This is a genomic window from Aureibaculum marinum (genome assembly GCF_003813905.1).
Lineage (GTDB): Bacteria > Bacteroidota > Bacteroidia > Flavobacteriales > Flavobacteriaceae > Aureibaculum > Aureibaculum marinum.
Genome location: NZ_RPFJ01000017.1, coordinates 23,603 through 37,933, shown reverse-complemented (window position 1 = coordinate 37,933; position 14,331 = coordinate 23,603). Strand labels below are relative to the sequence as shown.

The following is a 14,331-nucleotide window of genomic DNA, read 5'->3' as shown; positions in this document are numbered from 1 at the left end:
TTTTACAGTAAGGTAGTAAAATAATTAGTATATTAGCAGTCTTAGAATCCCCTAAATTCTATAATTTTTATCATTTATTATTTTTTTAAGATTAATATTTTCACTTTAGAATATTATTAATTTTCGTGCGTAAAAACGAAGTGTAATTAAATTAACTCTATGAAAAGAAAACTACTCTCTATTTTAACATTATTGGTATTCTCTTATATAGCTGTTGCACAGACAACAGACTACTCTAAAGTTATTTTTAGTAGTAAAATATATGAATACAAAAGTGATGAACCTCGAACCAAAGAATTAGGTATCGACAAGGATTTATTGTCTAATATTGTCAATAATCTTGGTGATTCTCTGTATACAGAAAAAGAAAAAAAGGATATTGTTGATAAAGCATGGTTGGCTTTTTCTAATCCTAAATTATTTGATTTTGTATACAAGGATTTTGCTGTTAAAACCATTCAAAATTGGGGTCAAGTAAATGCAAAAGGTGAATTGGTATTAGAACCCAATCCTTACCTTACAGAATGGACAATTAACAGTAATGAATTCCCTTATTTTCAATTGGCTTTAAGTAAAATATTAAGTCATTATAATCTAATTACATATGGTGATGATGCTGAAAGTGTAAAATCATCATTTAATGAACTACTAATTACAAAAAATTTAGATTTTAAAGACCCAAAAGATGATGATTGGGCATATTCGTATTTAGAGACTGTTAATTCAGATTTAGCATCCAAAGGATTAGTTGCTTTAGTTACTAAAGGCTACTATAATATTATTGTATGTAAAATTGAAAAGAAAGAAGAAATTACTGAATTATTCAAAAAAATTGAATGGGATTTTATTCAACCCTAAAATTTAATAAAAAAATTATACTCAAATAATTAAAAAACCGTTCTCTTTAGGGAGCGGTTTTTTTCCATACAACGCCAAACCAACAATTAATATTAAAAATTCATCTAAAGTATGAAAAACATCATATTATTATGTTTAGCGGTTACAACAGTTAGTTTTAAATTATGGTCTCAGCCTGATTATTCTACAGTACGCTTTTACAGTACCATAAAAGAATACAAAAAGGAGAAGCCAAGTATGGAAGGTTTAGAATTAAAAAAAGGAGATGTTGAAAGAATTATTTCATTATTAGGTAGCTCTTTTTATGATGATGATGAAATCTTAGATATTACAGAAAAAGTATGGCTCGCACTTATTGACCCTAAAAAATTTGATTATGTCTTTAAAGACATTGCCGTTCAATCTATTCCTAATTGGAATAAAAAGAATTTTAAAGGAGAAATTGTTATCGAACCCAATCCTTTTTTAGCAAAATGGACCAAAGCAGAAAATGACATCCTTTATTTTAAAGATGCTTTTGGGCAATTATTAACTTTTTATAAATTAATGGGATATAGTGAAGATGCCAAAGGAGTAAAAAAAGCATTAGCTAATATGCTATACACCAATAAATATAAATTTAGATCTATTTATGGTAATGATTGGCCCAGTTTCTATTTGAGCTCAGCAAATAAAGCTATAAATTCTAAAGGGTTAACAGCTATGATTTCCAATTTTGATTTTTTTGTCTGTAAAACAGAAAAAAAAGATGAACTTGTTAAGCTCTTTCAAAAGTTAGATTGGTTTTTTGAAATACCAGAGAAGTAATTTAATTCTGCACATATATTTAAAGAAGTTATATTGGAAGATAATTAAGAAAATGAACTGAACAAAAAAGCTTGTTCTTTAAACACTTTTTTTACTATCTTTCCCCAATGAATTATCTAGCACACATTTACCTTTCTGGAGATAATGATGAACTTAAAATTGGAAACTTTATAGCTGATGGTCTTTCTGGAAACAAGTACAGTCATTTTTCTAGTGAAATTCAAAAAGGCATTCTGCTACATAGAAAAATAGATTCATTTACAGACACTCACCCAATTGTAAGAAAGAGTAAAAAAAGGTTGCATCCTAGGTATAGGCATTATGATGGTGTAATTATAGATATTTTATATGACCATTATTTAGCTAAAAATTGGTCAACTTATAGTACACATGATTTGAATGATTTTGCACAACAATTTTATAATTTATTAACTTCAAATCACGATATACTTCCTGAAAAAATTAAACACCTATTGCCTTTCATGATTAAAGGCAATTGGCTTTACAATTACCGGACTTTAGAAGGTATTGAAAGTGTTTTAATTGGAATGAATAAACGTACTAAAAACCAATCTAAAATGAATTTAGCAATAGAAGATTTACAAATCCATTACAAAGATTTTGAAAATGATTTTACCACTTTTTTTGAAGATTTACGTACTGCGTCACTTGAACAACTAAAAACACTTAACCGTTAAACTCCAAACATTTAACCTTTTATATCTGCTAATTATTTTAGTTACAAAACTCTTATTATAAATAATATTTTGTTAATCGATCTTTTAAAATGTTTTACCTCTATTAAAAACAAATGTTCAACTTATTTATTAAACTGTTTTAACTTTATGAGAACTTTTCTAATTCTAATTTCAATAAGTTTACTTACAATACAATGTAAAAAAGGTAATCCTAGTACATTACCAACTAAAACAAAAAAAAACTACGGTTTTATAGCAGATTCTGCTATGGTGGTATCTGCTAGAGAAGAAGCTTCTAAAATTGGTGTTTCAATAATGAAACAAGGCGGAAATGCTTTTGACGCCATGGTAGCAACAGATTTAGCATTGTTAGTTTCTTTCCCTTTTGCAGGAAACATTGGTGGTGGTGGTTTTATGGTATATCGGTTAAATAATGGTGAAACTGGTTGTTTAGATTATAGAGAAAAAGCTCCTTTTGCTGCTTCACGAGATATGTATTTGGATAAAGATGGAAATATAATTCCCAATAAAAGTACATTAGGTGCCATGGCTGTTGGAGTGCCTGGAACTGTAGCAGGATTATTCGAAGCACACAAAAAATTTGGAACTATGCCTATTGAAAAGTTAATACAACCTGCTATTGATTTAGCTACAAATGGTGTAGTAGTTACCAAAAATCAAGCTAGAATGTTTAGGGCATATCGTCATTTATTTAAAAAAGCGAACAACCGAACCATTTTTTTAGACAAAGATTGGCAAGTGGGCGACACCATAAAATATTCAGCATTAGCCAAAACATTAACTAGAATTAGAGACAATGGTAAAGACGAGTTTTATAAAGGTAAAACTGCTGATATGTTAGTTGAATATGTTCAAAGTCTTGGAGGAATAATTACTAAAGAAGATTTAGCAAACTATGAGGCTAAATGGAGAGATCCAATTACTTTCACATATAAAGGAAATAAAATTATTTCAATGTCTCCTCCTTCAAGTGGTGGTATTTGTGTGGCTCAAATATTAAAAAGTATTGAACCTTACAACATAAACCAATACAAACACAACTCTCTAGAGTACATACAACTAATTACAGAAGCTGAACGAAGAACCTATGCGGATAGGTCTGAATTTTTAGGTGATCCTGATTTTGTTAACATTCCCATTGATACTTTAATTTCACCTTATTATTTAGCACAAAGAATGTCAGATTTTAGCTGGGATAAAGCCACTAAATCATCTGATATAAGTTATGGACAAATTACGTTACCTGAAAGTGAAGAAACTACGCATTATTCAATTGTAGACCAATTTGGTAATGCTGTAGCAGTAACCACTACAATTAATGGAGCTTATGGATCTAAAGTATATGTAAAAGATGCTGGATTCTTTTTAAATAATGAAATGGACGATTTTAGCTCAAAACCAGGTGAACCAAATATGTTTGGACTTTTAGGTGCCGAAGCCAATGCTATAGCTCCACAAAAAAGAATGTTAAGTGCAATGACACCTACAATTGTGGAAAAAGATGGTAATTTAAAAATGGTAATTGGTACGCCTGGAGGTTCCACAATTATTACTTCGGTTATGCAAAATATTTTAAATGTATTAGAGTATGATATGACCATGCAAGAATCTGTTTCACAACCGAGGTTTCACCACCAATGGTATCCTGATGATATTAAATTTGAAACCTCATTTGATACGTTAGTATTTAAAGATTTACGTAAAAAAGGATATTCCATTGACCAAAGTGATTCTAGAATAATAGGTAAAGTAGACGCTATTTTAGTTTTACCTAATGGAAAATTAGAAGGAGGAGCTGATCCTAGAGGTGATGATAGTGCTGTTGGATTTTAAAACAGATAAATTCCTTTTTAAATTCTAAAAAATACTATAGAAAGAACTAGTTCATTGAAAAATACCTTTCTAATAGTACATTTTGGAATTCAGAATTTCCTCTTTTTAGAATTTATTTGCCTTTTGAAGGTTGAGTATTGATATTTCTCATCCATTTTTCATATTTTCGCAGTCTCAAAAACCCATCTATTCTTTATTAAAAAAATTCAAGTACTTGGTGGGTTGATTTTATAGATTATGGAAGAAAAGAAATTTGACGTCAATTCCCTTATAGGATTCTTGTTATTAGGTGCAATTATGATTTGGTATATGTATACCAATCAACCTACACCAGAAGAACTTGCAAAACAAAAAACTGAGCAAAGAATAAAAGACTCAATTAAAAATGCAACTCAACAAAATATAGCTCACCCCAATTCAAAAACAATTGATAATGTAGTAACTACCATAAATCCTACTGATTCAGTTGCTCTTGCTAATGCAAAAAATCAATTAGGTGCATTCGCTTATAGTGCAACATTGCCTTCGGCCACTGAAAAAGAAACTACTATTGAAAATGAGTTATTAAAAATTAAAGTTTCAAATAAAGGTGGACAAATAACCGAGGTTGAGCTTAAAAATTTTAAAACTTATGACCAAAAACCATTATATCTAATAAAAGATAATAATGCTTTATTTAATATCAATTTTACTACTACAGACAATAGAATATTAAATACTAAGGATCTATTTTTTGAACCAACCTTATCTAAAAATGGCAAAAACCAAGTACTTTCAATGAAATTGAAAGTAGCTTCAAACCAGTATTTAGAATATCGATACGAGATAAAACCTGGAGATTATATGCTAGATTTTGCCATAAAATCTCAAGGTATGGATAAAGCAATTAACACTTCACAATCGTTGCAATTAGATTGGGATTTAAAAGCATATCGTCAAGAAAAAAGTTTAAAAACCGAAAATATGTACGGCTATTATTATTATAAAGCCGATGATGATGTAAGTTATTTAAGCCATAATGATGAAGACGAATTAGAAGTGGTAAATTGGGTAGCTTTTAAGCAACACTTTTTTACATCTTTATTAAAAACAGATACTCCATTTACATCTGCAAAGGTTACTTCAACAGATTTAGTGGAAGATGAAGAAATAGACACCACTTTTACCAAACAGTACACCATAAAAGCACCATTAGACATGAAAAATGGTGAACTTAATTATGCCATGAATTGGTATTATGGTCCTACTGACTATAAAATATTCAAAAAATATGAAGGTACAGATATAAAAGATGTAGCCGACTTAGGTTGGGGTATTTTTGGTTGGATAAACAGAATTATATTTATTCCTGTATTTACTTTTTTAAGTTCATTTATTAGTAATTATGGTTTAATTATAATATTGATGACTATTGTAGTTCGGATAATTATGTCTCCGGTGGTATATAAATCATACTTGTCTAGTGCAAAAATGAAAGTATTACGACCTGAAATTAATGAAATCAACGAAAAATATAAAGGCAAAGAAAACGCTATGAAGCGTCAACAAGAAACTATGGCGTTACAACGTAAAGCCGGTGTTAGTCCGCTATCAGGTTGTATTCCTGCATTAATTCAAATGCCTGTATTCTTTGCGTTATTTAGATTTTTCCCTTCAGAAATAGGACTACGACAAAAAAGCTTTTTGTGGGCTGATGATTTATCTTCTTATGATATGATAGCTAGGCTACCATTTAAAATTCCATTTTATGGTGATCACATAAGTTTATTTCCAATTTTAGCATCTGTAGCAATATTCTTTTACATGCGAATGACACAAAGTCAACAAATGAATATGCAACAACCTACACAAGAAGGAATGCCAGACATGACTAAGATGATGAAATACATGATGTACTTTTCACCTCTTATGATGTTGTTCTTCTTTAATAATTATGCAAGTAGTTTAAGTTTATACTATTTCGTTTCTAACTTATTAACTATTGTAATTATGTTAGTGATTAAGAATTTTATTATTGACGAAGATAAAATTCATGCTCAAATACAAGAAAATAAGGCAAAGCCTGAGAAAAAGAAAAGCAAGTTTAGACAACGTTTAGATGAGGCTATGAAACAGGCTCAACAACAACAACAAGAACAACAAAGAAAACGAAAATAATTAAAGTACTATATACCATATAAAAACCGAAGCTCATCACTTCGGTTTTTTTTATCATTATTTTTTACTTGGTTGTATTACGCTACCTATTCAATTAAATTTAAAATAAATCTTTAATAATTTCAACCACTTTATCAACCTCATTTTTGGTATTGTATTTACTGAAAGAAAATCGTACAGAAGCATGCTCTGCTTCATTTTTAGATAGAATAGTATTTAACACATGTGACCCTAAAGCACTTCCACTCTGACAAGCACTTCCACCAGAAGCTGCAACACCTTTTAAATCTAATTGAAACAATAACATCGGCATTTTTTTAGGAAAGCGAACATTTACAATGGTATATGTACTATGTTTAAAATCTGCAGAACAGCCATTAAATACTACTTCCGGAATAGCTTCTTTTAATGAATCAATAAAATAAGTTTTTAAACTTTTTAAATATTTTTTATCTGCTTCAACATCTTTTAATGCAATATCCAAAGCGGTTTGCATTCCCGCAATTTGAGGTACATTTTCTGTTCCAGCTCTAGCACCACGTTCTTGCTCACCTCCTGTTAATAAAGGCTTTATACCATATCCTTTTTTTATAATAGCAAACCCTACCCCTTTTGGTCCGTGAAATTTATGAGCACTAGCCGTTATAAAATCAATGGGAGTTTCACGCAAGTCTATTTTGTAATGACCAATAGATTGTACCGTATCTGAATGGAATAAAGCTTTAGTAGAAGCACACAAATCACATACTTTTTTTACGTCTAACAAATTGCCTATTTCATTATTAACAGACATTAAACTTACCAAAGTTCTATCATTACAAGCTGTTAATAATTTTTCCAAATGAGTATAATCAATATTCCCTTTCTTATCTAAGTCTACATAGTCAATTTTTATATCAAACTCATCCTCTAAAGCTTGTATAGTACGCAATACTGCATGATGCTCTATTTTTGATGTAACAATATGTTTTACCCCTAAATTTACAACAGCATTACGTAAAATTAAATTATCAGCCTCACTTCCTCCAGCGGTAAAAACTATTTCTCCAGCGGTCACATTAAAATGTTTAGCTATACTTTTTCTAGCTTCTTCAACTACAGTTTTTGCCTTTCTCCCTATTCGATGTGTAGATGACGGGTTTCCATAAACTGTTGTCATCACTTCAGTAATTCGTTCAATTACCTTTTGGTGTATAGGTGTTGTAGCAGCATTGTCAAAATAAATTATATTCATCTAAATAAATTTACACGCTCTATATTAACTATTATTTTATACAAATAAATGTTGTCAATTATAAAATTAAATGCCTATTGCGACATTGTAATTGCAAAAGTAAATAAAATTAACAGTAAGTATTTTTAGTTTGTTGGGTATTTCTATTATTTTTGTCACTACTGTCACTTTACTAAATTCTTTAAATGAACAGATTACTTATACTTTTTTTACTCTTAATTTCATTATCATGTGATGATGGTAATTTTGATTTACCTGAATTTAATTTTACTGCAATTGATGATATTGGTTATTGTGGAGAAATTGTTCTTTATAAAATTAATGAAAATGAAGTTTTAATTATTGAATTAGATTCAAATTTAGATGATACAGAAGATACTTTTTTAACTCATGATTGGGGAGATGAACAGACCTTTACAGTAAGTGAATCTGGAACCAATAAAATTACTTATAGGACATTATCTGAACAACCTTCTAGTGACTATTTTTGTCAAAACATACCTCCTGTTTCTCCAAAAGTTACTAATGAATGGACTGGTACAGGTGTTGTTGTAGTTAGTACAGAAGTAATAGAAGATGATAATGATGGTGTAGAAGAATTAGACAAAGAACTAAATACAGATGGTGATGCTTATCCAAATTATATTGATTCTGATGATGATGGCGACGGTATATTAACTAGTAGTGAAGATATTGATGGGGATGGTGACCCTACTAATGATGATACTAATGGTGATGGTATACCCAACTATTTAGATGATGATGATGATGGTGATGGCGTTCCAACCAAGTACGAATCTTCTACAGAAGATGCAAATGCAAATGATAGTCCTGACTATCTCGATTCAGATACAACAACAAGGCTAAGCGAAGCAAGAACTATAAAAAATAGTTACCAAAAAACATATAAAACTACTATTATAATTGAAGGATTACAATTAAAAAATAGTGATGGAAACACCATAAACTATGATGTGTATGAGTTTGGCACTAAAGAAGTTGTAAAAACAATTAGTGAAGAGTAATATGGGTATTATTTCTTTTTTAGAAGAAAATATGCTATCCTGCCAATGGAAACAGTTAGGCATGGATTGTATGGGTTGTGGTATGCAGCGTTCTATAATTTATATATTAAAAGGAGAATTTGTAAACGCTTTTTTTATGTATCCTGCCATTTATACTTTAATAGGCATGTTTGTCTATTTAGGCTTTCATTTGAAATTTTCTTTTAAAAATGGACATCGAATTTTACTTTATCTATTTATTATTAATATTATTATTATATTAACTAACTATATTATTAAAATCAATTAATCAAAAAAACCAACACACATTATGGAAAAACAAAAATTACCTAACTCAAAAACCTCATTAATTTTAGGTGTTATATCAATAGTAAGTACTTTCTGTTGTTGTTTTATTCCAGGACCAGGAATTATACTAGGTCTTATCGGGATGAACTCGGCAAAAAAAGCAAAAGCATTAGATCAAGAAAATCCTGACATGTACGAAGGCATAAACAATGCTAATACTGGAGCTTTACTTTCAAAAATTGGACTAATTATTGGTATTTTAACCTTAGCTTGGTTTATTTACAGATTAGCAACTGTAGACTTTGACTTAATAATAGAGCAGTATAAAGAAGTGATGGAGCAAATGCAACAAGGTCAATAAATTCAAACAAGTGAAACTAAAACACTACTTAATGCTATTACTTTCAGGAGTAATAGCATTATTTTATTTTATAGTATTTCCAAACGAAATTGGTTTTATATTAAGATGTCCTCTCTATGATACTACTGGGGTGTATTGCCCAGGATGCGGAAGCCAACGTGCTATTCACAATTTGGTTCATGGTAATTTTTTAGCTGCCTTAAAACAAAATATTATGCTAATATTAGGGGTATTAGCATTACTTTATCATTATGGAATAGTTTTGAGTAATAGTATTTTTAAGACAAATTTTAAAAGTATTTTAAACAACAAAAAAGTACTTTTAATTGCTCTAGCAATACTATTGCTTTTTTGGATATTGCGAAACATACCTTATTATCCATTTACCTTTTTAGCTCCAACAAATTAACTATATACTTATCCTATATTTTCATTATACACTACAAAACTTACTAAAAATAAAAATCAATTTTGTAATACCGTTTTCAAACATTAATCCGCTGAAATAACACATTTACATGTCATGTTAATATCTTTTATTCAGCATAAAAGCCACTAAAATAAAACTTAAAATCTTTAAATTTTAGCTGTGAAAAAAAAATCAAAACCAATAAGGTAGGAATTTTCAGTTTTAAATTGTTGTATATACAACCAACTTACCCAACCTATACATTAACTATTTAGCTCATGTAAACTATTCATGTAGCTCTATAGCATATTTGTATGGTTTATACTACATTAAAAGTAAACTATACCAAAATTATATTAATTAATATAAATAAAGTTTACCCCTATGAAAAAAATGATTTTAGCAACATTCTTAATGTTAGCAACTACAATGTACTCTCAAGAGTATAGTAAATTTACATTAGAGCCCTCCATTGGAATTACACAAATTCAAGATGTATACTCTTTTAGTTTTGCAAACTACAATTTAGGAGGAAGATACATGCTCAATAATAAATTTGGAGTAAGAGCATCTGCAACATACACCCAAAGTCTAGAAAATTATTACTCTGCAAATCTTCAGGGAATAGTTAATGTTGGTAGAGTGTTAAATTTTGAAGACTTTACCAAAGCCTATACTATATTATTAGGTGTAGGTGGAGATTTTACCTATTTACACAAAGTACATCAGCCTCAAATATTTAGAGATAATGGTAATTTTCACTTAACTGCAAGTATAGATAATTTATATAAACTTAATAAAAAAATCGCTTTAAAAGCTTCTCTAAATATTGTTACTGGTATTAATGATATTCAAGAAAGTGATCTTTACACAACAAATTCTTATGGTATTAACTTAGGTATTTCATATACTCTAGGAAACAAGGATCATATCGACTGGTCTGTTAAAGATACCGAACCTATTATTATTGATAGCACTAAAACAATTATAGAAAAACCAGTTATAAACAATTATATCACTAAAGTAAATGATAGTATTTATAGCCAAAATGAATATGTGTTTTTTGACAATAATAAATACGAAATAAAATCAACAGGTTTAAACGCCATTACTAAAATTGTAAATTACCTAAAGGCCAATCCTGAACACAAGATAACCCTGATAGGATTTGCATCGAACACTGCTAATACAACTGTCGACTATGACAATTCTCTTTCAGAAAAAAGAGCACAAACAGTTTTTGATAAATTGATTGAATTAGGTGTTAGTCCAGATAAAATCACTATACAATTTAAAGGAAAAGATCTAGACAAAACCAATTCTTCATTTGACTTTGCACGAAGAGTTGAATTGATAGTAAAATAGATAATCTTAGCTAAAACATTAAAACTCCTATAATTTTAATAAAAATTATAGGAGTTTTATACCAAAATCTATATATACTATATTTATATTTTTATGGTCATGATATCATAATGAGAGCCATGGGCCACTACAGCTCCTTCTTTAATTACTAATAATTGTGGAGATTGGTGCATTACACCAAATTTTTCCACTATTTCATCTGAAATAGCTCTGTAACTTAATAAGTCTAAGTAATAAAAATCTATGCTTTCATTATTCTCTTGACGTTCAAATTGTTTTAACACACTTCTACTTATACCACAACGCGTACTATGCTTAAATATCGCTTGATATTTCAAATTAGAGTTTTGTATTATTTCGGTTAATTGTTTATGCTCCGTTAAAGGTATCCAATTAATTGAAGGATAATCAGCTTTATCATTACTCTTTCCAAATAGATTTTTAATAATTCCCATAAATAAATTCAATGTTTACAAGTTGAACATTCAAAGTTAACCAATTTAATATGAATTAAAACTTTTACAGCTCATAGCTTTAATAAAAGTCAAAAGACTACAGAAAGTCTTTTAAATAGACAAAAAGTCATATAAAATCAATAATCACAGCCATTTTGTCTTGCTAATTTTCTTTTTTTCAATTGGAATAAATATTGCTCACATACCATAAAAAACACAACAGATGAATTTTAATAACTATACAATAAAAGCACAAGAAGCCGTGCAACAAGCTCAGCAGATTGCACAAGGCTTTGGACAACAACAAATAGAAAATGCTCACATATTAAAAGGTATTTTTGAAGTTGACGAAAACGTAACTCCTTTCTTATTAAATAAATTAGGAGTAAATGTTGATATTTTTAAACAAACATTAGACACCATAATTTCTAGTTTTCCAAAAGTTTCTGGAGCTGATTTGATGCTCTCTAGAAACGCAGGAACGATGCTTACCGACGCTGCTAATATTGCAAAAAAGATGAAAGATGAATACATCTCGATAGAACACATACTATTAGCAATACTTAAAGGTAAAGATAATGCTGCTCAATTATTGAAAGATAATGGAATTACTGAAAAAGGCTTAAAAGAGGCTATTAAAGATTTACGTAAAGGAAGTCGAGTAACCAGCCAAGGTGCAGAAGACACCTATAATGCTTTAAATAAATATGGTAAAAATTTAAATGAACTAGCTAGTGAAGGAAAACTCGATCCGGTTATAGGACGTGATGAAGAAATACGTAGAATTCTTCAAATTTTATCACGCAGAACCAAAAACAATCCAATACTTATTGGTGAACCTGGTGTTGGTAAAACTGCTATTGCAGAAGGTTTAGCTCACAGAATTGTCAAAGGTGATGTGCCTGAAAACTTAGCTGAGAAAATAATTTACTCATTAGATATGGGTGCTTTAATTGCAGGTGCAAAATATAAAGGTGAATTTGAAGAGCGATTAAAAGCAGTTGTAAAAGAAGTGATTTCGGCTGATGGTCAAATTGTACTTTTTATTGATGAGATTCATACCTTAGTTGGTGCTGGTGGAGGACAAGGAGCAATGGATGCTGCAAATATTTTAAAACCCGCATTAGCCAGAGGAGAATTACGTGCCATTGGTGCAACTACATTAGATGAGTATCAAAAACATTTTGAAAAAGATAAAGCTCTAGAGCGTCGTTTTCAAAAAGTTATAGTTGATGAACCTGATACAGAAAGTGCAATTTCTATTTTACGTGGTATTAAAGATAAATATGAAACGCATCATAAAGTACAAATTAAAGATGATGCCATTATTGCCGCTGTAGAACTATCACAACGTTATATTACTGATCGTTTTTTACCTGATAAGGCTATTGACTTAATGGATGAATCTGCCTCAAAATTGCGTATGGAAATTAATTCTAAACCTGAAGAATTAGATGTCTTAGACAGAAAAATTATGCAATTAGAAATAGAAATTGAAGCCATTAAGCGTGAAAAAGACGAAAAAAAGCTTAAATTCTTAAAAGAAGAAATTGCCAATTTAAAAGAAGAGCGTGAAGGTATTTATGCTAAATGGAAAAGTGAAAAAGAAGTTGTAGATCAAATTCAGGCTGCTAAAAAAGCTATTGAAGAATATAAACTAGAAGCTGAAAAAGCCGAACGTAATGGTGATTATGGCAAAGTAGCTGAAATACGTTATGGTAAAATAAAAGCAGAAGAAGAAAAGTTAGCCGAATTACAAAAAGATCTTAAAGAAAATCAAGATACCGCTTTAATTAAAGAAGTAGTTACAGCAGAAGATATTGCTGAAGTAGTGGCAAAATGGACAGGAATTCCTGTTCAAAAAATGTTACAAAGTGAACGAGAAAAACTATTACATCTTGAAGCCGAATTACACAACCGTGTAATTGGTCAAAACGAAGCTATTGAAGCTGTTGCTGACGCGGTGAGACGTTCAAAAGCAGGATTACAAGATAGTAAAAGACCTGTAGGTTCATTCTTGTTTTTAGGCACAACTGGTGTTGGAAAAACAGAATTAGCAAAAGCTTTAGCTGAATATTTATTTGATGATGAAAGTGCCATGACTCGAATTGACATGAGCGAATATCAAGAACGTCATGCTGTAAGTAGACTAGTTGGAGCTCCTCCTGGATATGTTGGTTATGAAGAAGGTGGACAATTAACTGAAGCGGTGAGACGTAAACCCTATTCTGTTATACTATTAGATGAAATAGAAAAAGCACATCCTGATACCTTTAATATTTTATTACAAGTTTTAGATGAGGGTAGGTTAACAGATAATAAAGGACGTTTAGCTGATTTTAGAAATTCAATTATAATTATGACCTCTAATATGGGTTCTGAAATTATTCAAGGGAATTTCGAAGATTTTGATATGAAAAATAGAGATGAAGTTACTGAATCTACTAAAATTCAAGTAATTGAATTGCTAAGAAAAACCATTCGTCCTGAATTTATTAATAGAATTGATGAAATTGTAATGTTTACTCCGTTAAATGAAGCTGAAGTAAAACAAATTGTAGAATTACAATTAAATGGTTTGAAAAAAATGTTGGCTGAGAAAGGAATTACTTTAGACGCTACTAATGAAGCCATTGAAAGTTTATCTCGTCAAGGTTTTGATCCTCAATTTGGTGCAAGACCAATTAAGAGAGTTATTCAACGTAAAGTACTTAATGAATTGTCTAAAGAAATTTTAGCAGGCAAGGTAACTGCTAATAGTAATATATTACTAGATGCCTTTGATGATAAATTAGTATTTAGAAATAAGTAATTTTTTCA

The 14,331-nt window shown here is 29.8% G+C and carries 13 protein-coding genes; 11 read left to right on the top strand and 2 right to left on the bottom strand.

Annotated features, from left to right (window positions below; translation table 11 throughout):
* Positions 1-159: 159 nt before the first annotated feature.
* The 5 genes from EGM88_RS12105 to yidC all read left to right on the top strand — a co-directional run bounded on the left by EGM88_RS12105 (position 160) and on the right by yidC (position 6,374).
* Positions 160-858: a hypothetical protein gene (locus EGM88_RS12105; protein ID WP_123898584.1), complete on the top strand. Its 699-nt coding sequence runs from the start codon at positions 160-162 to the stop codon at positions 856-858.
* Positions 859-969: 111 nt separating this feature from the next.
* Positions 970-1,665, top strand: a complete 696-nt coding sequence (locus EGM88_RS12100) for a hypothetical protein (protein WP_123898582.1) — start codon at positions 970-972, stop codon at positions 1,663-1,665.
* A gap of 107 nt (positions 1,666-1,772) precedes the next feature.
* Positions 1,773-2,363, top strand: a complete 591-nt coding sequence (locus EGM88_RS12095; protein ID WP_123898581.1) for an acyl carrier protein phosphodiesterase — start codon at positions 1,773-1,775, stop codon at positions 2,361-2,363.
* A gap of 147 nt (positions 2,364-2,510) precedes the next feature.
* Entirely contained in the window at positions 2,511-4,217 is a 1,707-nt protein-coding gene (ggt, locus tag EGM88_RS12090) for a gamma-glutamyltransferase (protein ID WP_123898579.1), read from the top strand.
* Positions 4,218-4,454: 237 nt separating this feature from the next.
* The gene (gene yidC, locus EGM88_RS12085; RefSeq protein WP_123898577.1) at positions 4,455-6,374 is read left to right on the top strand and encodes a membrane protein insertase YidC; all 1,920 of its coding nucleotides are present in this window, start codon (positions 4,455-4,457) and stop codon (positions 6,372-6,374) included.
* Between the two features lie 100 nt (positions 6,375-6,474).
* Here the strand turns inward: yidC and EGM88_RS12080 are convergent, their stop codons facing one another.
* A complete protein-coding gene (locus tag EGM88_RS12080) occupies positions 6,475-7,608 on the bottom strand; it encodes a cysteine desulfurase family protein (protein WP_123898575.1) in 1,134 nt (377 codons plus the stop codon).
* A 185-nt stretch (positions 7,609-7,793) separates the two neighbouring features.
* Here EGM88_RS12080 and EGM88_RS12075 point away from each other — a divergent pair, with 185 nt between their 5' ends.
* From EGM88_RS12075 to EGM88_RS12055, 5 genes are all read left to right on the top strand, one after another.
* Positions 7,794-8,633, top strand: coding sequence for a hypothetical protein (locus EGM88_RS12075; protein WP_123898573.1), 840 nt, complete (start codon positions 7,794-7,796; stop codon positions 8,631-8,633).
* The gene (locus EGM88_RS12070) at positions 8,623-8,922 is read left to right on the top strand and encodes a DUF2752 domain-containing protein (RefSeq protein ID WP_238988436.1); all 300 of its coding nucleotides are present in this window, start codon (positions 8,623-8,625) and stop codon (positions 8,920-8,922) included. The genes EGM88_RS12075 and EGM88_RS12070 overlap by 11 nt, the downstream gene beginning before the upstream one ends.
* A 21-nt stretch (positions 8,923-8,943) precedes the next feature.
* Positions 8,944-9,282: a CCC motif membrane protein gene (locus tag EGM88_RS12065; protein ID WP_123898571.1), complete on the top strand. Its 339-nt coding sequence runs from the start codon at positions 8,944-8,946 to the stop codon at positions 9,280-9,282.
* 31 nt (positions 9,283-9,313) lie between these two features.
* Complete coding sequence (locus EGM88_RS12060) at positions 9,314-9,691, top strand: DUF2752 domain-containing protein (RefSeq protein ID WP_123898569.1); 378 nt, start codon at positions 9,314-9,316, stop codon at positions 9,689-9,691.
* A gap of 384 nt (positions 9,692-10,075) precedes the next feature.
* On the top strand, positions 10,076-11,056 hold the full coding sequence (locus EGM88_RS12055) for an OmpA family protein (protein WP_123898567.1): 981 nt from the start codon (positions 10,076-10,078) through the stop codon (positions 11,054-11,056).
* Between the two features lie 83 nt (positions 11,057-11,139).
* Here the strand turns inward: EGM88_RS12055 and ytxJ are convergent, their stop codons facing one another.
* Complete coding sequence (ytxJ, locus tag EGM88_RS12050; RefSeq protein WP_123898565.1) at positions 11,140-11,511, bottom strand: bacillithiol system redox-active protein YtxJ; 372 nt, start codon at positions 11,509-11,511, stop codon at positions 11,140-11,142.
* 223 nt (positions 11,512-11,734) lie between these two features.
* On the opposite strand from ytxJ, the gene clpB reads away from it, so the two are divergent.
* Positions 11,735-14,323 carry an ATP-dependent chaperone ClpB gene (gene clpB, locus EGM88_RS12045; RefSeq protein ID WP_123898562.1) on the top strand — a complete coding sequence of 863 codons (2,589 nt, stop codon included), beginning with the start codon at positions 11,735-11,737 and terminating at the stop codon, positions 14,321-14,323.
* Positions 14,324-14,331 lie beyond the last annotated feature (8 nt).